Annotated in this window: 10 protein-coding genes and 3 pseudogenes; 5 read left to right on the forward strand and 8 right to left on the reverse strand. The window is 50.9% G+C overall.

From position 1 onward, the window contains the following. The first annotated feature begins 309 nt into the window (after positions 1–309). Positions 310–4,038, forward strand: a complete 3,729-nt coding sequence (gene yfaL / locus FC814_RS04725; protein WP_085460955.1) for an AIDA-I family autotransporter adhesin YfaL/EhaC — start codon at positions 310–312, stop codon at positions 4,036–4,038. A 142-nt stretch (positions 4,039–4,180) separates the two neighbouring features. Here the strand turns inward: yfaL and ubiG are convergent, their stop codons facing one another. Beyond that, positions 4,181–4,903, reverse strand: coding sequence for a bifunctional 2-polyprenyl-6-hydroxyphenol methylase/3-demethylubiquinol 3-O-methyltransferase UbiG (gene ubiG / locus FC814_RS04730; protein ID WP_000990776.1), 723 nt, complete (start codon positions 4,901–4,903; stop codon positions 4,181–4,183). Positions 4,904–5,049: 146 nt separating this feature from the next. Here ubiG and gyrA point away from each other — a divergent pair, with 146 nt between their 5' ends. From gyrA to FC814_RS04745, 3 genes and pseudogenes are all read left to right on the forward strand, one after another. Then, positions 5,050–7,677: a DNA topoisomerase (ATP-hydrolyzing) subunit A gene (gene gyrA, locus FC814_RS04735; RefSeq protein ID WP_001281237.1), complete on the forward strand. Its 2,628-nt coding sequence runs from the start codon at positions 5,050–5,052 to the stop codon at positions 7,675–7,677. Positions 7,678–7,836: 159 nt separating this feature from the next. After that, positions 7,837–7,926, forward strand: a pseudogene (locus FC814_RS23065) (hypothetical protein); the annotation flags it as partial. Then, positions 7,917–8,366 (forward strand): annotated as a pseudogene (locus tag FC814_RS04745) (YfaP family protein); the annotation flags it as partial. The pseudogenes FC814_RS23065 and FC814_RS04745, both read left to right, overlap by 10 nt. A 73-nt stretch (positions 8,367–8,439) precedes the next feature. Here the strand turns inward: FC814_RS04745 and atoB are convergent. From atoB to atoS, 6 genes and pseudogenes are all read right to left on the reverse strand, one after another. Then, on the reverse strand, positions 8,440–9,624 hold the full coding sequence (gene atoB / locus FC814_RS04750) for an acetyl-CoA acetyltransferase (RefSeq protein WP_000786558.1): 1,185 nt from the start codon (positions 9,622–9,624) through the stop codon (positions 8,440–8,442). Between the two features lie 30 nt (positions 9,625–9,654). Next, positions 9,655–10,977, reverse strand: a complete 1,323-nt coding sequence (locus tag FC814_RS04755; RefSeq protein WP_137325582.1) for a TIGR00366 family protein — start codon at positions 10,975–10,977, stop codon at positions 9,655–9,657. Next, positions 10,974–11,624, reverse strand: coding sequence for an acetate CoA-transferase subunit beta (atoA, locus tag FC814_RS04760; RefSeq protein WP_137325583.1), 651 nt, complete (start codon positions 11,622–11,624; stop codon positions 10,974–10,976). Before atoA ends, FC814_RS04755 begins: the two co-directional genes overlap by 4 nt. Then, on the reverse strand, positions 11,624–12,286 hold the full coding sequence (gene atoD / locus FC814_RS04765; protein ID WP_000850523.1) for an acetate CoA-transferase subunit alpha: 663 nt from the start codon (positions 12,284–12,286) through the stop codon (positions 11,624–11,626). The genes atoA and atoD overlap by 1 nt, the downstream gene beginning before the upstream one ends. Before the next feature lie 194 nt (positions 12,287–12,480). Further along, complete coding sequence (atoC, locus tag FC814_RS04770; protein ID WP_032225738.1) at positions 12,481–13,866, reverse strand: acetoacetate metabolism transcriptional regulator AtoC; 1,386 nt, start codon at positions 13,864–13,866, stop codon at positions 12,481–12,483. Then, positions 13,863–15,689, reverse strand: a pseudogene (atoS, locus tag FC814_RS04775) (two-component system sensor histidine kinase AtoS). The gene atoC and the pseudogene atoS overlap by 4 nt, the downstream one beginning before the upstream one ends. Positions 15,690–15,855: 166 nt before the next feature. On the opposite strand from atoS, the gene rcsC reads away from it, so the two are divergent. Beyond that, positions 15,856–18,705, forward strand: coding sequence for a two-component system sensor histidine kinase RcsC (gene rcsC / locus FC814_RS04780; RefSeq protein WP_137325584.1), 2,850 nt, complete (start codon positions 15,856–15,858; stop codon positions 18,703–18,705). A 147-nt stretch (positions 18,706–18,852) separates the two neighbouring features. On the opposite strand, the gene rcsB is transcribed toward rcsC, so the two are convergent. Beyond that, the gene (rcsB, locus tag FC814_RS04785) at positions 18,853–19,503 is read right to left on the reverse strand and encodes a response regulator transcription factor RcsB (RefSeq protein ID WP_001516743.1); all 651 of its coding nucleotides are present in this window, start codon (positions 19,501–19,503) and stop codon (positions 18,853–18,855) included. Positions 19,504–19,518: the final 15 nt, after the last annotated feature.

Raw genomic sequence — 19,518 nt, forward strand, 5'->3', positions numbered from 1 at the left:
GTTTATGATGTGAGCAAATGTAAAGAGGTGTGGTTCACGAAACAGATATTTTTTAATCAGTAGATGTAAAATAAAAGTTTGCGATATTGATTATTCCAGGTAAACAAGAAATGAATTAATCAGTTTAATATGTTTTAATTATCATTGTTTAATAATCAGGTAAACTTTGAAAGAAATAATTAATTCCTTTCTGTAAATATTATTGCTGGTGCGCTTATTTTAAAAATTTCTTGTTTACAATTGGTTATTATCTACAATCGCAATATGCCTTTTAATGATAGCCTGTTATTTCTCACAGGCTGTCAGATCATGAATAAAAAATGGATTATTTTTATCAGGAAAGGATATCTGTTAATTTTCCTGGCTGTCGTTGCTTGCGTGTTTACGCGTGCAAACGCGGCGTCGCAGATTCTGTCTTCATGTCAGGGGGTTAATGTTTCTACCAGTTGCCTGGCCAGTCGCCAGAGCCTCTCAGGTAGTATGCAGACCTGGAGTGTTGCTGACGGGCAATGGCTTATTTTTTCCTCTATGGCAAATGATGCCAGTGGCGGGGCGGTATTTTTACAACAAGGAGCTGATTTCATATTGTCAGCACAAGGTGGGACAGGTATGACTCTGTTCGAAAATAATACCGTGAGTGGTGAATATAATAATGGAGGTGCTATTTTTGCGAAAGAAAACTCAACGCTGAATCTTACTCAGGTTATCTTCGACAGTAATGTGGCAGGAGGATATGGCGGGGCAATCTATTCTGCGGGTACAAATGACGCTGGTGATATTGATCTTAGCGTTACCAATGCTGTATTTACAGGTAATATTGCTAACGACGGCAAAGGTGGCGCAATTTATTCGATTAATAATAATATTTACTTAAATAATACGATTTTTAATCATAATCGGGCATATACATCAACAAGTTACAGTGATGGCGATGGTGGCGCTATCGATATCACTGATAATAATACGGAAACCATTCACCCATCAGAGTTCACAATAATTAATAACACCACGTTTACAGATAATATTGCTGAAGGTTACGGTGGCGCAATTTATAGCAGTAGTACGAACTCTCCCTATCTTATTGATATTTCGGTTGATGCCAGCTACAGCTACAACGGTGGCGTTTTGATGGATGAGAACAACAGTGCCGCAGGATATGGCGATGCGCCATCTGCATCGGCGGGCGGCTTTATGTACATCGATTCAAGTCAGGTCAGGTTTGATATCGCTGGTAATAAAACGTTGATTATTGGTGACCTGAGCAACGATGGTGCGCTCGATTCCATTGCCGGAACCGGAAGTATCAGCAAAACCGGCGCAGGCGAACTGGTGCTTAATGCGGATAATAATAATTTTACCGGCGAGATGCGGGTTGAAAACGGTGAAGTGACGCTGGGGCGTAGCAATTCGCTGATGAATGTTGGCGATGATCGTTGCCAGAGTAATCCACAAAATTGCTATGGACTGATGGTCGGCAGTATCAGTCATCGGGATGATCAGGCAGAACTTAACGTTGGCGCAACACAGCAGACTTTTGTTCACTCACTGACGGGTTTTCAGAATGGCACTTTAAATATTGATGCTGGCGGTAACGTGACGGTAAATGCCGGTGGGTTTAGCGGAACTATTGAAGGTGAAGGGCAACTGACCATTGCCGAAAATGGTAGCTATGCGCTGGCGGGGGCGTCGTCGATGGCGCTGACCGGCGATATTGTGGTGGAAGATGGCGCAATCCTCTCGCTGGCGGGAAACGCGGCGGATCTGGCGGCGATGCAGGACGATCCGCAGTCAATTGTATTAAACGGTGGCGTATTAGATCTTTCCGATTTCACCACCTGGCAGAGCGGTACGTCAGAGAACGATGGGCTGGAAATCAGTGGTAACGGCGGTACGGTGATTGGTCAGCAGGACGTTGTCGATCTTTATAGTGGTGAGGATTTGCATATTGGCGATGACGGGAAAAAAGGCGTCTATGTAGTGGTAGATGCAGGCGATGGACAGGTAAGCCTGGCGAATGACAATCAATACCTCGGCACAACACAAATCGCTTCCGGCACGCTGGTAGTGAGCAACAATTCTCAGCTTGGTGATACTCACTATAACCGCCAGGTTATCTTCACTGATAATCAACAAGATAGCGCGATGGAGATTACGGCTGATGTCGATACTCGCTCTGCGATGGCTGGTCATGGGCGTGATATCGAAATGCGCGCTGATGGCGAAATTGTGGTTGATGATGGTGCTGTGACGCAGTGGGGCGCATTGATCGCCGACAGCAGTGGACAGCACCAGGACGCGGGAACCACACTGACGAAAACCGGTGCAGGCACGCTGGAACTGACTGCCAGCGGCACGGCGCAGTCGGCAGTGCGAGTGGAAGAAGGTACGCTGAAAGGTGATGTTGCGGATATCTTTCCTTACGCTTCGTCGCTGTGGGTTGGTGACGGGGCAACGTTCGAGACTGGCGTGGATCAGGATATTCAGTCTATTGATGCCAGTTCCAGTGGCACTATCGACATCAGCGATGGCACGGTTTTGCGTTTAACCGGGCAGGATACGTCTGTGGCGCTCGACGCCTCATTATTTAACGGTGGCGGTACGCTGGTGAATGTCACCGATGGCGTTACGTTAACGGGCGAGCTTAATACCAACCTTGAAACTGACAGCCTGACTTATCTTCCTGGCGTGACGATCAATGGTGATCTGAGCAATACTTTCGGCGCGGTCAGCCTGCAAAATGGCGTCGCTGGCGATACCCTGATCGTAAACGGTGATTACAACGGTGGCGGTACGTTGTTGCTCGACAGCGAATTAAAGGGCGATGACTCGGTAAGCGACCGGTTGGTGTTGAACGGTAATACCGCTGGCAACACGACCGTGGTGGTTAACCCCATTACTGGCATTGGCGATCCGACATCTACAGGTATAAAACTGGTTGATTTCGCTGGCGATCCCACACAATTTCAAAATAACGCGCAGTTCAGTCTGGCGGGCAGCGGCTACGTCAATATGGGAGCGTATGACTACACGCTGGTGGAAGATAACAACGACTGGTATTTGCGATCACAAAAAGTCACGCCTCCATCGCCACCTGATCCAGACCCGACTCCCGATCCTGATCCCACGCCCGCTTATCAGCCGGTGTTGAATGCAAAAATTGGTGGATATCTTAATAACCTTCGGGCGGCAAATCAGGCGTTTGTGATGGAGCGACACGATCACGCAGGTAGCAACGGTCAGACGCTGCATTTGCGCATTATCGGCGGACGTTATCATTACACGGCTGCGGGGCAACTGGCTCAGCATGAAGACACCTCTACGGTGCAGCTTAGCGGTGATCTGTTTAGGGGGCGCTGGGGCGATGATGGCGAATGGATGCTTGGGATTGTCGGTGGCTACAGCGATAACCAGGGCGACAGCCGCTCGAATATGACTGGAACTCGCGCCGATAACCAGAACCACGGTTATGCCGTTGGGCTGACTTCGAGCTGGTTTCAGCATGGTAGCCAGCAGCAGGGGGCGTGGCTGGATAGCTGGCTGCAATACGCGTGGTTTAGCAATGATGTTTCCGAACAAGGCGATGGCGCGGATCATTACCACTCGTCGGGGAGCATCGCCTCGCTGGAAGCTGGCTATCAGTGGTTATCGGGGCATGGTGTGGTAATCGAACCACAGGCGCAGGTGATTTATCAGGGCGTGCAGCAGAATGATTTTACCGCCGCTAACCGTGCGCGGGTGTCGCAATCGCAGGGCGATGATATTCAGACGCGTGTCGGGATACATAGCGAATGGCGTAATGCTTTCCATATCACGCCAACCCTGGATCTGAATTATTATCACCATCCCCATTCGGCGGAAATTGAAGACGATGGCAGCAATATCAGCGACGATGCGGCGAAGCAGCGTGGTGAAATAAAAGTGGGGATAACAGGCAATATTAGCCAGCGAGTTTCCCTGCGCGGCAGCGTCGCATGGCAGAAGGGAAGTGATGATTTTGCCCAGACGGCAGGATTTTTGTCGATGACGGTGAAATGGTAATTGTTGTCCGCCCGGCATCGTTGCCGGGTGTGGCGTAAACGCCTTATCCGACCTACGGGGGAGTCATTTGTAAGCCTGATAAGACACAGCAAGCGTCGCATCAGGCATTGGTACGGTTGCCAGATGAATCCGGTCAACAATCTCACTTATTCTGCGTGTGCAGCATATAGTTCACATCCACGCCGGGGCCGAGCTTAAAAGTATTTGTGATTGGGTTGTAATGTAGCCCGGTCATATGGCGCTCTTTAAGACTGGTCTGATCCACCCAGCCCAGCAGTTCTGCCGGTTTAATAAACTTCTTCACATCATGCGTGCCTTTGGGCACCATGCGCAAAATATATTCCGCGCCGACCACCGCCATCAGCCATGACTTGCCGTTGCGGTTAAGCGTGGAGAAAAAGACATCGCCGCCCGGTTTCACCAGTTGCGCACAGGCTCTAACCACTGACTGTGGATCGGGGACGTGCTCCAGCATCTCCATGCAGGTCACCACATCATACTGTCCGGCATGTTTTGCTGCGTGTTCTTCAACGGTTTCCTGCACGTACTCCACCTGAATACCGCTTTCCAGCGCGTGTAGCTTTGCAACTTGTAGCGGTTCAAAACCCATATCCAGGCCGGTCACCGTCGCGCCTTCGCGCGCCATACTCTCAGCCAGAATGCCGCCGCCACAACCGACATCGAGTACCTTTTTGCCAAATAAACCGCCAGCACGCTCGGCAATATAGCCCAGACGCAGCGGGTTAATGCGGTGCAGTGGTTTGAACTCGCCTTCCAGATCCCACCAGCGGGAGGCGACGGCTTCAAATTTAGCGATCTCTTCGTGGTCTACGTTATGGTTTACCGGCGATTTTTCGGCATTCATTGGCACTTCTACTCCGTAATTGGCAAGGCAATCGAGTATATCAGGCATTGGATGTGAATAAAGCGTATTGGTTTACCTCAATCTGCGCGGCTGTGTTATAATTTGCGACCTTTGAATCCGGGATACAGTAGAGGGATAGCGGTTAGATGAGCGACCTTGCGAGAGAAATTACACCGGTCAACATTGAGGAAGAGCTGAAGAGCTCCTATCTGGATTATGCGATGTCGGTCATTGTTGGCCGTGCGCTGCCAGATGTCCGAGATGGCCTGAAGCCGGTACACCGTCGCGTACTTTACGCCATGAACGTACTAGGCAATGACTGGAACAAAGCCTATAAAAAATCTGCCCGTGTCGTTGGTGACGTAATCGGTAAATACCATCCCCATGGTGACTCGGCGGTCTATGACACGATCGTCCGTATGGCGCAGCCATTTTCGCTGCGTTACATGCTGGTAGACGGTCAGGGTAACTTCGGTTCTATCGACGGCGACTCTGCGGCGGCAATGCGTTATACGGAAATCCGTCTGGCGAAAATTGCCCATGAACTGATGGCCGATCTCGAAAAAGAGACGGTCGATTTCGTTGATAACTATGACGGTACGGAAAAAATTCCGGACGTCATGCCGACCAAAATTCCTAACCTGCTGGTGAACGGTTCTTCCGGTATCGCCGTAGGTATGGCAACCAACATCCCGCCACACAACCTGACGGAAGTCATCAACGGTTGTCTGGCGTATATCGATGATGAAGACATCAGCATTGAAGGGCTGATGGAACACATCCCGGGGCCGGACTTCCCGACGGCGGCAATCATTAACGGTCGTCGCGGTATTGAAGAAGCTTACCGTACCGGTCGCGGCAAGGTGTATATCCGCGCTCGTGCCGAAGTGGAAGTTGACGCCAAAACCGGGCGTGAAACCATTATCGTCCACGAAATTCCGTATCAGGTAAACAAAGCGCGCCTGATCGAGAAGATTGCGGAACTGGTAAAAGAAAAACGCGTGGAAGGCATCAGCGCGCTGCGTGACGAGTCTGACAAAGACGGTATGCGCATCGTGATTGAAGTTAAACGCGATGCGGTCGGTGAAGTTGTGCTCAACAACCTCTACTCCCAGACCCAGTTGCAGGTTTCTTTCGGTATCAACATGGTGGCATTGCACCATGGTCAGCCGAAGATCATGAACCTGAAAGACATTATCGCTGCGTTTGTCCGTCACCGTCGCGAAGTGGTGACCCGTCGTACCATTTTCGAACTGCGTAAAGCCCGCGATCGTGCTCATATCCTTGAAGCATTAGCCGTAGCACTGGCGAACATCGACCCGATCATTGAACTGATCCGTCATGCGCCGACGCCTGCAGAAGCGAAAACCGCGCTGGTTGCTAATCCGTGGCAGCTGGGCAACGTTGCCGCGATGCTGGAGCGTGCGGGTGACGATGCTGCGCGTCCGGAATGGCTGGAGCCAGAGTTCGGCGTGCGTGACGGTCTGTACTACCTGACCGAACAGCAAGCTCAGGCAATTCTGGATCTGCGTTTGCAGAAACTGACCGGCCTTGAGCACGAAAAACTGCTCGACGAATACAAAGAGCTGCTGGATCAGATCGCGGAACTGCTGCGTATTCTGGGTAGCGCCGATCGTCTGATGGAAGTGATCCGCGAAGAGCTGGAACTGGTTCGTGAACAGTTCGGCGACAAACGTCGTACTGAAATCACTGCCAACAGCGCAGACATCAACCTGGAAGATCTGATCACTCAGGAAGATGTAGTAGTGACGCTCTCTCACCAGGGCTACGTGAAGTACCAGCCGCTTTCGGAATACGAAGCGCAGCGTCGTGGCGGGAAAGGTAAATCTGCCGCACGTATTAAAGAAGAAGACTTTATCGACCGACTGCTGGTGGCGAACACCCACGATCATATCCTGTGCTTCTCCAGCCGTGGTCGCGTCTACTCGATGAAGGTTTATCAGTTGCCGGAAGCCTCTCGTGGTGCACGTGGTCGTCCGATCGTCAACCTGCTGCCGCTGGAACAGGACGAACGTATCACCGCGATCCTGCCTGTGACCGAGTTTGAAGAAGGCGTGAAAGTCTTCATGGCGACGGCTAACGGTACTGTGAAGAAAACCGTCCTCACCGAATTCAACCGTCTGCGTACCGCCGGTAAAGTGGCGATCAAGCTGGTTGAAGGCGATGAGCTGATCGGCGTTGATCTGACCAGTGGCGAAGACGAAGTAATGCTGTTCTCCGCCGAAGGTAAAGTGGTGCGCTTTAAAGAGTCTTCTGTCCGTGCGATGGGCTGCAACACCACGGGTGTTCGCGGTATTCGTTTAGGCGAAGGCGATAAAGTCGTGTCTCTGATCGTACCGCGTGGCGATGGCGCAATCCTTACTGCAACACAAAACGGTTACGGTAAACGTACTGCGGTGGCGGAATACCCAACTAAGTCGCGTGCGACGAAAGGGGTTATCTCCATCAAAGTGACTGAACGTAACGGTTTAGTGGTTGGTGCGGTACAGGTTGATGACTGCGATCAGATCATGATGATCACCGATGCCGGTACGCTGGTACGTACCCGCGTTTCAGAAATCAGCATCGTGGGTCGTAACACCCAGGGCGTGATCCTCATCCGTACTGCGGAAGATGAAAACGTAGTGGGTCTGCAACGTGTTGCTGAACCCGTTGACGAGGAAGATCTGGATACCATCGATGGCAGTGCTGCGGAAGGGGACGATGAAATCGCTCCGGAAGTGGACGTTGACGACGAGCCAGAAGAAGAATAATTTTATTTATTCATGTCAAAAGGGAGCCATCTCCCTTTTTTGAATTGAAAAGTCCAGGCTGCAAAGTCTGGGCTTTTGTCGTATTAGGGCGCGATAAAGTTGTGCATCGCCCATAAAAAATGGCTGGCTTTACACAAGGAATGTGGCAATGAGTGGTGAAAAAAAGCGAAAGGCTGGCGGTTTTATGGCCTTGTAGGTTTTGGTGCAATAGCCCTACTTTCCGCTGGCGTCTGGGCATTGAAGGCAGCAACAGCGTGCAGGTCATCAGCCCGGATGGGCAAAGCCGACAAAAAATGCAGTTTTACTCAACGCCGGGTACAGGAACGATTCGTGCACGTTTACGGCTGGTTCTCTCGTGGGATACGGATAATACCGACCTCGATCTTCATGTCGTTACGCCTGATGGCGAACACGCCTGGTACGGTAACACGGTGCTGAAAAACAGTGGCGCACTGGATATGGATGTCACGACGGGGTACGGACCCGAGATTTTCGCCATGCCAGCGCCAGTTCACGGGCGTTATCAGGTGTATATCAACTACTATGGCGGACGCAGCGAAACGGAATTAACCACTGCCCAACTGACGCTGATCACCGATGAAGGATCGGTCAATGAGAAACAGGAAACATTTATTGTACCGATGCGTAATGCTGGCGAGCTGACGCTGGTGAAAAGTTTTGACTGGTAATTAATGAGGTTACTTTCACTGTCGATGTTTAAGAAAACGCCCGATGACTTTCGCTATCGGGCATTTTTGTTCGTTAATTCAATCGTTCAATCACCATCGCAATTCCCTGACCGCCGCCAATGCACAGCGTCGCCAGACCCAGCGTTTTATCGCGAGCCTGCATTGCATGTAATAATGTGACCAGAATACGTGCACCGCTGGCACCGATAGGATGCCCCAGCGCGATGGCTCCGCCGTTGACATTCACTTTCTCAGGATCAAAGCCCAGGGTTTTCCCAACGGCAAGGAACTGCGCGGCAAATGCTTCATTGGCTTCGATGAGATCAATGTCTGCCAGTTGCAGCCCCGCCAGTTGTAACGCTTTTTGCGTGGCAGGTACTGGCCCCATACCCATCAATGCAGGGGGCACGCCGCCGCTGGCATAGCTTTTAATGCGCGCCAGTGGTTTTAGGCCTGCCGCCAGCGCCGCAGATTCTTCCATAATCACCAGTGCGGCAGCCCCATCGTTAATGCCAGACGCGTTCCCGGCGGTGACCGTTCCGGCTTTGTCGAAGGCCGGGCGCAATGCAGCAAGAGCTTCTGCAGTAGAATCTACTTTCGGGAATTCATCGCGATCGAAGACGATGTTTTTCTTCCGTGTGACAACATTTACCGGGACAATTTCGGCGGTAAAAGCACCGGACTCAATGGCTGCTGCCGCTTTACGCTGTGAATGTAGCGCCAGTTCATCCTGCATTTCACGGGTAATTCCGTACTCTTTGGCAACGTTCTCGGCGGTAATACCCATATGATAACCGTGAGTGGCGCACATCAGGCCATCGCGCAGGATCACGTCATAAACCTGTCCGTCTCCAAGACGATAACCAGAGCGTGCTTTTGCATCGAGTAAATAGGGCGCTAAACTCATGTTCTCCATTCCACCCGCTACGATGCTCTGTGCCTGACCGGCCTGAATTGCCTGGGCGGCAAGCGCCACGCTTTTCAGACCAGAACCACATACTTTGTTGACCGTAAATCCGCACACCGTTTCTGCCAGTCCGCTTTTTAGCAGTGCCTGACGAGCCGGATTTTGCCCCAGCCCGGCCTGCAATACGTTACCCATAATCACTTCATCGACGTGTTGTGAATCGAGTTTTGCGCGTTCAATGGCGGCCTGAATTACTGTTGCCCCCAGATCGATGGCGCTGGTGGAGGCGAGTGAACCATTAAAACTACCGATGGCAGTACGTACCGCACTGACGATGACACAATTTTTCATTTTATATTCCTTCTGTCTGTAGAGTTGCCGTCAGAACAGCGTTAAACCAATGACGAAAATGACGCCAGAGAAGAGCAGGGCAGTGATGCAATAGCCCATGATGTCGCGGACACCGAGCCCGGCGATTGCCAGTGCTGGCAGCGCCCAGAACGGTTGTGCCATGTTCATCCATTGCTCGCCGTAGGCGATCGCCATTACCGATTTACCGAGATCAGCGCCCAGCGCCTGAGCTGCGGGTATCACGAAAGGTCCCTGAATAACCCAGTGACCGCCGCCAGACGGAACGGCGAAGTTAATCAGTGCAGAACTAAAGAAGGTCATTACCGGGAAGGTGTCTTTGTTCGCAACATTGATAAAGAATTCGGTAATGAGTCCGCCCAGACCGGAGTGCTCCATCATCAGTTGGATCCCGGCGTAGAAGGGGAATTGCACCAGAATACCGGAGGTACTGCGTGCTGCCGCGCTGATAGCTCGCATATAAGCCATTGGCGTTTTATGTAGCAGCAGACCTGCAATCATAAACATCAGGTTGACGGTATTGATGGTGATGTTGAAGCCATGTTCGATGAAGTACATCGCCAGGTAAGCGATACCCAGTGCGCCGATGATCAACGTCAGGATGCGACTTTCCTCCAGTCGCTCGGAGGGTGGTGCATCTTTCGGTAGCTGCTTCTGAAAATCAGCCTCTTCCATGAGTAGTTTCGGATCGATACTCACCACGTCAGACGGTTTTGGCATCATCATGCGGGTGATAAATGGCATCACCACAATCAATGCCACAGTGATGAAAATGTTAAAACCACTGAACAGAGTATCGCCCACCGGGATAAGCCCGGCGATATGCTCAACCGGGTTGCCCGGTGTTGCAGCCAACAGAGGCATTGAGCCAGAGAAGCCGCCACCCCAGGTGAGAAAACCAATGTAGGCGCAGGCAATGAGCAACGGATAATCAGAGCCAGGTACTCGCCGGGCGACTTCACGGGCGAACATTGCGCCGACAACCAGACCAAATCCCCAGTTGATGACACAAGCGACGGAACCGAAGAACGTGACCAGCATGACGCCCTGTACGGGCGTCTTTGCGGCGGAGGCGGCAGTACGTAGCAAACTTTTTACCGGAGCGGAGCTGGCAAGGGCATGACCGGTAACGATGATCAGCGCCATCTGCATACCAAACGCCAGCAAGTTCCAGAAACCGTCCCCCCACATTTTCACCATGCTGATCGGCGTTTGTGGTGTTAACCAAAGCGCGATCACGAACGTTAGCAACGTCAGCAACATGGCAAAGATCAGAGGGTCGGGAAGCCACCGGCTGACAAAGCGCGTCATAAAACGCGAGATGCGACCAATCATAAATCACCCCGTTGCGTATTCAGATCGGCGGCTACTTCAAACTGAGCTTCGGTTTTGGCATGCACGGTGGCTAAATCACACCCGTCGGCAATTTCGGTGAGCCACATTTTGCCGTCAATAAAACGAAAGACAGCCAGTTCAGTAACCAGCATATGCACTGCGTGTTGCGCAGTGAGCGGCATGGTGCAGCGGCGCAAAATTTTGGCTGAACCATCTTTGGCACAATGTTCCATGGCGATGATCACTTTGCGCGACCCGGTCACCAGATCCATCGCGCCACCCATACCGGGCACCATTTTCCCAGGCACTACCCAGTTCGCGAGGTTGGCTTCTTCGTCTACCTGCAAACCACCGAGCACGCAGGCATCAATATGACCGCCACGGATCAGCGCAAATGACATGGCGCTGTCAAACATGGCTGCGCCGGGTAAAACGCCGCATGGTTGTCCGCCTGCGTTAACCAGATCTGGATGCGCTGTCGTGACCGGGCCTAAACCGAGGAAGCCGTTTTCCGATTGCAGAGTGATATGAATGCCTTCAGGCAAATAGTTGGCGACCATCGTCGGCAGACCAATGCCCAGATTCACGATGTCACCATCACGAAGCTCTTGTGCCACACGGCGTGCAATACGTTGTTTCGCATCCATTATTTGCTCTCCTGTGAAACGATGATGTGGTCGATAACGGCACCAGGGGTGACAATATGGTCAGGTTGCAGCTCGCCGGTTTCGACCAGTTCATCTGGCTCTACCAGCGTGATATCAGCCGCAAGGGCAATCAGGGGGTTAAAGTTGCGGGCGCTAAGTTGATAGGTCAGGTTGCCAAGTGTGTCGCAACGATGAGCGCGAATTAGCGCCAGGTCGGCGCGCAGCGGGCGTTCGAGCAGCCAGGTTTTACCGTCGAGTGTCAGTGTCTGTTTGCCTTCCTCTACGACGGTGCCGACACCAGTTGGGGTGAGAAAACCACCAAGTCCAGCGCCACCACAGCGAATTTGCTCGATTAGCGTACCTTGTGGCACCAGAACGACGTCCATCTCACCAGATATCATGCGCCGACCTGTTTCCGGGTTGGTGCCGATATGTGACGCAATTACTTTGCGGACTCGACCATTGACGATGAGCGGACCGATGCCGGTATCAACAAACGCGGTATCATTGGCTATCAATGTCAGGTCGCGAACACCAGATTCCAGTAATGCTTCAACCAGGCGGGATGGAGTGCCAATCCCCATAAATCCGCCCACCATGATGGTCATGCCGTCACGAAAGAAGCCGGAGGCGTCTTGTAATGTCATCAATTTTGTTTTCATTATTTATCCCTCTTGCATACACCGTTGTGGGTACAGTCAGGGAATAGCAAGGGGAGTGCCAGAATGAGAATATTTGATGTTGTTTTTAACTGATTGAATATAAAAGAATAAATAAGGTGGGGATTAAGAAGGAGGATGATTGGCTATGCAGAAATTTGCGCACTGTGCAAATTTCTGCATAGCAAGTTTTGGTGTTATACATCCGCCGGATCGATACCGTATTCCTGGAGTTTATACATCAATGCACGGCGACTGATGCCCAGCATCAAAGCGGTGCGGGTTCGGTTTCCGTCCTGTTGTTCCAGCACTTCCATAATGATGCGTTTTTCGACGCGTTTAATTTCCTCTTTTAAATTACGCTCACCGACAGGGGCTGTTTTTGCCTCACCAGCATTACAGACTGGCTGACGAATCTGTGGCGGAAGATCCTCAGAAAAAATGATCGGACCTGAGTTCATTACGACGGCGCGTTCAATGACGTTGGAAAGCTCTCGAATATTTCCCGGCCATGACCAGGCGGTAAGCAGTGACATTGCCATCGGATCGATGTCGATAATATCGCGCTGATTCTCACTACTGAATTTTTGCAAAAAGTGATTAGCTAACAGGGAAATATCTTCCCGGCGATCGCGCAGAGGCGGCAGTATTAAATGAATAACGTTAAGGCGATAAAAGAGATCTTCACGGAAGGTGCCTTCTTTTACCATTGCCTGCAAGTCGCGGTTGGTGGCAGCAATGATGCGGATATCAACTTTTATGGTCTGATGGCCGCCAATCCGTTCAAATTCCCGTTCCTGCAGAATGCGTAGTAATTTGGCTTGCAGTACCAGCGGCATTTCGCCAATTTCGTCGAGGAGCAGAGTACCTTCGTTGGCACGTTCAAATAATCCCTGACGCAAGGTTTGTGCACCAGTAAATGCACCTTTTTCATGACCAAACAGTTCACTTTCGAGCAACGATTCCGGCAGCGCCGCGCAGTTGACTTTAATGAACGGCCCCTTTGCCCGCCGCGAATTGTAGTGAATCGCTCTGGCAATCAACTCTTTCCCGGTGCCGCTTTCACCGCTAATCAAGACGCTGGCCTGAGAAAGGGCAATTTTGGCGGTGTCTTTGCAGATGTCCATCATCGCCGGGCTATTGGTGAGAATGTGCCCCCATTGCCAGCTGGTGCTCAGTGCCTGGTGCAGATGACGGATCTCTTTTTTCATTGACTGGAGTTGTAAAGCGCGCTGAACGATTAAATTCAACTCATCGAGATCAAACGGTTTGATAACATAGTCGAAGGCTCCGCAGCGTAGTGCTTCGACGGCGGTTTCCACTTCAGCATAGGCCGTCATCAGAATAACGGGTGTCCGGGTCTCATGACTGCGCATCTCCTTTAGTGCCTTGATGCCGTCCATCTCAGGCATACGGATATCCATCAACACCACGTCGGGGTGAATATCGGCAAACAGGTGTAATGCGGTGCGTCCGTTGTTCGCACAATGTGTTTCGTATCCTTGTAGTGCAAAAGCGGTGCTCAGCATACGGCGAACATTATCTTCATCATCAACAATAAGGATGCGATTAATAGCGGTCATACAGTCTGATTTCCCTGCGGGTTGATCGGTAAAATAAGGGTGAAGGTTGCGCCGTAGCCCGGCAAACTGGTGACGCGAATATCCCCCTGATGGGCATTAATGATGCGTTGACTTAACGCCAGACCAAGCCCGGTTCCTGAGGCTTTGGTGGTGAAAAAGGGATCGAAGATCTTTTTTTGCAGCGAGAGATCAATGCCACAGCCGTTGTCTTCTATCGAAATGGCCTGTTGTGAGTCGCTGTACTGCCAGGTTCGAATGCGAATTTTCCCTCGTGCACTGATAGCCTGGACGGCATTGATCAGGATATTCAGGAGTACCTGTTTGAGCAGTTCGCGATCGGCACTAATCGGGCTTAATTCATTGTCCAGTTCGCTTATGAAGTCGACTCGCGCTTGTACGCCGGCGGTTTGCACCAGTACCAGAGTTTCTTCAACCAATGCATTGAGGCTGACTTGTTGCCATTGACTGTGGCGTGGGCGTGAAAAATCGAGCAATTGCTGAATGACTTTGTTAATTGAGTCGATTTCTTTGAGTACTACAGAAAGATATTCCTGATGTATTTGGTCAGTGGTTTGTTGGCGCAAGATCTGTACATAACCACGAATAGCCGTCAGCGGATTACGGACTTCATGCGCCACGCCAGCCATCAGCTCACCCAGTGTGGCGAGGCGTTCAGCTTGCGCCATGCGGCGTTGGGTTTCTTTGCGGGCAGTTAAATCAGAGAAAATCACCAAAGCACCTATCATTTCACCATGCGTGTTATGAATACGACTGGTAGTGACACTGATTTCAATGGTGCGGTCACGGCCTGGAAAACTGATCTCCAGCGCCACGTGTTCGGTGCCATGTTCCAGCGTATCCAGAACGGGACTGTAGAACTGAGTATTGTCGAACAACATGGAGTAAGGCTGCCCTACCAGTTCATGACGTTGATAGCCAGTGATGACTTCTGCTGCTGGGTTCATGGTGGTTACATCACCCTAGCGGTCGATGGCAATGACGCCATCGGCAGCGTTTTCAATAATCAGATCGTTAAGTGTCCGCGTTTCACGCAGTGCCTGGGCGAGGTTGTTAACACTCTGACTGATTTGCCCCATTTCACCGGGCAATTGTGGTAATCGAGTGGGGATATTTTGCGCCAGGGTCGAGAGGCCATCGGTGATGATATCTATATTGGCGCTCAGGCGACGGGAGAAAAGCACAATCAACAACAGGCTTATCAGCAAACCGGCGGTGAGTACAATGATAATCCTCACATCCATTTTCCAGGCCTGGCGGCGAATATCTTCGGTTAATTCATTTGCCCAGATATAACCGAGGACTTCACCATTACGCTCAATGGGGAGCATTGAATTCAAAATATCGCCGCGCACCTGCCTGCCTGAATAAACCAAAGGGGTATTTGTACGCATAACTTCGCGACCAGGGTGATCCGCAGCAATAGTCACGCCCACATTATTCTGATATAGCGATGAAGGCGCGTAGGTGATTATCGCATCCAGCGTCTTGTTATAATAACCAGCGCCTATGCCAGGAAAGGCGCGAGTAATATTTTCGGTAATGGGGGCAAGCTCTGCATTCAATGCGCGGATACGCTCTTCACGCGGTAAGTCGATGTAGAGATCGTAGCGATCGCCTAGCGCCTGATTAAGCAGGTTGACCACGGCAGAAAGTTTTTTCTCTTTTTCAGATAAGACTGCTGAACGTCCTTCCGTTTCTACGATATAACCAATAGTAAGCGTTGGGACAATGACCATCAGGATTGCCATCAGGATCATTTGATTGCGTAAGCGGCGTGGATAAATCCACTTCATATAATGCATGCTGAAATCCATCAATCTTGTCCGATATATGACGATTATCGGGGGTTAAGGTGATGATTTCTCGGCGGTGTATCATATTACCGAGAAGAGAGAACATTGCGGTGGCACGCTTTTACCGCTACCTTAACCACACTCCATCGGTCACCTGAGGCGGAGCTTCGCCCCTTTGAAATACCTTGCATCTTTTCGCACAACCCTGAAAGTCTCGCGCTATATGTTCAGAGCATTGGCGTTATTGCTCTGGTTGCTGATTGCTTTTTCATCAGTGTTTTACATCGTCAATGCCCTGCATCAGCGAGAATCGGAAATTCGTCAGGAATTTAATCTGAGTTCCGATCAGGCTCAGCGCTTTATTCAACGCACCTCTGATGTGATGAAAGAGCTGAAGTACATAGCTGAAAATCGCTTATCGGCAGAAAACGGCGTGCTTTCCCCGCGTGGGCGAGAAACGCAAGCGGATGTGCCGGTGTTCGAACCGTTGTTTGCTGATTCCGATTGTTCCGCGATGAGTAACACCTGGCGTGGCTCTCTGGAGTCACTGGCGTGGTTTATGCGCTACTGGCGCGATAATTTCTCTGCAGCTTACGATCTCAACCGCGTATTTTTGATCGGCAGCGATAACCTCTGCATGGCAAACTTTGGCCTGCGTGATATGCCGGTTGAACGCGATACCGCCCTGAAAGCTCTGCATGAACGCATCAATAAGTATCGTAATGCTCCGCAGGATGACAGCGGCAGCAACCTTTATTGGATCAGCGAAGGCCCGCGTCCTGGCGTTGGATATTTTTACGCGCTGGCGCCGGTGTATCTGGCGAACCGTTTGCAGGCCTTGCTGGGCGTTGAACAAACCATTCGGATGGAGAACTTCTTCTTACCAGGTACATTACCGATGGGGGTTACTATCCTTGATGAGAATGGTCATACCCTGATTTCGTTGACCGGACCAGAAAGCAAAATCGAGGCTGAACCGCGTTGGATGCAGGAACGTTCCTGGTTTGGTTATACACCAGGCTTCCATGAGCTGGTGCTGAAGAAAAATCTGCCGCCATCATCGTTAAGTATTGTTTACTCGGTGCCCGTAGATCAGGTGCTGGAACGCATTCGTATGCTGATACTTAACGCTATTTTGCTGAATGTGATTGCTGGTGCGGCGCTTTTCACCCTCGCGCGGATGTACGAGCGGCGTATTTTCATTCCGGCAGAAAGTGACGCCCAGCGTCTGGAAGAACACGAGCAGTTTAATCGCAAGATTGTCGCCTCCGCACCGGTGGGGATCTGTATTTTGCGCACCGCTGATGGCGTCAATATTTTGAGTAACGAACTGGCGCATACCTATCTCAACATGCTTACGCATGAGGATCGCCAGCGGCTGACGCAAATTATCTGCGGGCAGCAGGTCAATTTTGTCGATGTCCTGACCAGCAACAATACTAATCTGCAAATCAGCTTTGTTCATTCCCGCTATCGTAATGAAAACGTGGCGATTTGCGTACTGGTCGATGTTTCTTCGCGCGTGAAGATGGAAGAGTCGTTGCAAGAGATGGCGCAGGCAGCAGAACAGGCGAGTCAGTCGAAATCGATGTTCCTTGCTACCGTCAGCCACGAGTTGCGAACGCCGCTGTATGGCATTATCGGTAACCTGGATCTGTTGCAAACCAAAGAGTTGCCGAAAGGCGTTGACCGTCTGGTGACGGCAATGAATAACTCTTCTAGCCTGCTGTTGAAAATTATCAGCGACATTCTCGATTTCTCGAAGATTGAATCGGAACAGTTAAAGATAGAGCCACGTGAGTTTTCACCGCGTGAAGTGATGAACCATATCACCGCCAACTATTTGCCGCTGGTGGTGCGAAAGCAGCTTGGTTTGTACTGCTTTATTGAACCGGATGTGCCGGTAGCTTTAAACGGCGATCCGATGCGTTTACAGCAGGTTATCTCCAATCTGTTGAGTAACGCCATTAAATTTACCGATACCGGCTGCATTGTTCTGCATGTCCGTGCTGATGGTGATTATCTTTCTATTCGTGTTCGCGATACTGGCGTGGGTATTCCGGCGAAAGAAGTGGTGCGGCTTTTTGATCCCTTCTTCCAGGTAGGGACGGGCGTACAGCGTAACTTCCAGGGAACCGGTCTGGGGCTGGCGATTTGTGAAAAATTGATCAGCATGATGGACGGTGACATCTCGGTGGAGTCTGAACCAGGCATGGGAAGCCAGTTTACGGTGCGTATTCCGCTGTATGGTGCGCAATATCCACATAAAAAAGGTGTCGAAGGATTAACGGGTAAACGCTGCTGGTTGGCGGTACGTAATGCGTCACTATACCAGTTTATCGAAACCAGTTTGCAGCGCAGTGGTGTAATCGTTACAACATACGAAGGTCAGGAACCCTCACCAGAGGATGTGTTGATTACGGATGAGGCGCTGAGCGAAAAATGGCAGGGTAGAGCGGTGGTGACGTTCTGCCGTCGGCATATTGGTATTCCGCTGGAGAAAGCGCCCGGTGAGTGGGTGCATAGCGTCACCTCGTCGCATGAACTGCCTGTGCTACTGGCGCGTATCTATCGGATAGAAATTGAAAATGATGATCCTGCCAACGTTCTGCCATTGATGGACAAAGATTCCACCAGCAATGACGACATGATGATTCTGGTGGTTGACGATCATCCGATTAACCGTCGCTTACTAGCCGATCAGCTCGGATCGTTGGGTTATCAGTGTAAAACGGCAAATGATGGCGTCGATGCGCTTAATGTACTAAGCAAGAATCATATCGATATCGTGCTTAGCGACGTCAACATGCCGAATATGGACGGTTACCGGTTAACGCAACGTATTCGTCAGTTAGGGCTAACGTTGCCGGTAATCGGGGTGACTGCCAATGCGTTGGCTGAAGAGAAGCAGCGGTGTCTGGAGTCCGGTATGGATAGCTGTCTGTCGAAGCCCGTGACGCTGGATGTCATAAAACAGACGCTGACGATGTATGCCGAGAGGGTCAGGAAAGCGCGGAAATCGTAGGAGCGGTCGGAGCAAATGCCTGATGCGACGCTGGCGCGTCTTATCAAGCCTACGTTTGTGTAATGTATTGAAGTATTGGGATTTGTAGGCCGGATAAGGCGTTTACGCCGCATCCGGCGGTCGGTGCTTATCTGGCCTGTCGGGAGATTACTCTTTATCTGCCGGGCTTAAGGTCACAGAAGAGAGATAGTTCAGCAGGGCGATATCGTTCTCGACACCCAACTTCATCATCGCGGATTTCTTCTGGCTGCTGATGGTTTTGATGCTACGGTTGAGCTTTTTAGCAATCTCGGTAACCAGAAAACCTTCTGCAAACAGGCGCAGTACTTCACTCTCTTTAGGTGAGAGACGCTTGTCACCGTAACCACTGGCGCTGATTTTCTCCAGCAGACGAGATACGCTTTCCGGGGTAAATTTCTTGCCTTTTTGCAGCGCGGCGAGGGCTTTCGGCAGATCTGTAGGCGCGCCTTGCTTCAGGACGATTCCTTCGATATCCAGATCCAGTACCGCGCTAAGAATTGCCGGGTTGTTGTTCATGGTCAGAACAATGATCGACAGGCTAGGGAAATGACGCTTGATGTATTTGATCAAGGTGATCCCGTCACCGTATTTATCTCCAGGCATGGAGAGATCGGTAATCAACACGTGCGCATCCAGTTTCGGCAGGTTGTTGATCAGTGCTGTGGAATCTTCAAATTCGCCGACAACATTCACCCACTCAATTTGCTCAAGTGATTTGCGAATACCGAACAGTACTATCGGATGGTCATCGGCAATAATTACGTTCATATTGTTCATGTAATAGGCTACCTT

The organism is Escherichia sp. MR (assembly GCF_005280595.1).
In the GTDB taxonomy this organism is placed as follows: domain Bacteria; phylum Pseudomonadota; class Gammaproteobacteria; order Enterobacterales; family Enterobacteriaceae; genus Escherichia; species Escherichia ruysiae.

What these genes read in the sequence shown, in the direction of transcription:
- yfaL (WP_085460955.1), top strand. Translation starts at nt 310, where the DNA reads ATGAATAAAAAATGGATTATTTTTATCAGGAAAGGATATCTGTTAATT.
- ubiG (WP_000990776.1), bottom strand. Translation starts at nt 4,903, where the DNA reads ATGAATGCCGAAAAATCGCCGGTAAACCATAACGTAGACCACGAAGAG.
- gyrA (WP_001281237.1), top strand. Translation starts at nt 5,050, where the DNA reads ATGAGCGACCTTGCGAGAGAAATTACACCGGTCAACATTGAGGAAGAG.
- atoB (WP_000786558.1), bottom strand. Translation starts at nt 9,624, where the DNA reads ATGAAAAATTGTGTCATCGTCAGTGCGGTACGTACTGCCATCGGTAGT.
- FC814_RS04755 (WP_137325582.1), bottom strand. Translation starts at nt 10,977, where the DNA reads ATGATTGGTCGCATCTCGCGTTTTATGACGCGCTTTGTCAGCCGGTGG.
- atoA (WP_137325583.1), bottom strand. Translation starts at nt 11,624, where the DNA reads ATGGATGCGAAACAACGTATTGCACGCCGTGTGGCACAAGAGCTTCGT.
- atoD (WP_000850523.1), bottom strand. Translation starts at nt 12,286, where the DNA reads ATGAAAACAAAATTGATGACATTACAAGACGCCTCCGGCTTCTTTCGT.
- atoC (WP_032225738.1), bottom strand. Translation starts at nt 13,866, where the DNA reads ATGACCGCTATTAATCGCATCCTTATTGTTGATGATGAAGATAATGTT.
- rcsB (WP_001516743.1), bottom strand. Translation starts at nt 19,503, where the DNA reads ATGAACAATATGAACGTAATTATTGCCGATGACCATCCGATAGTACTG.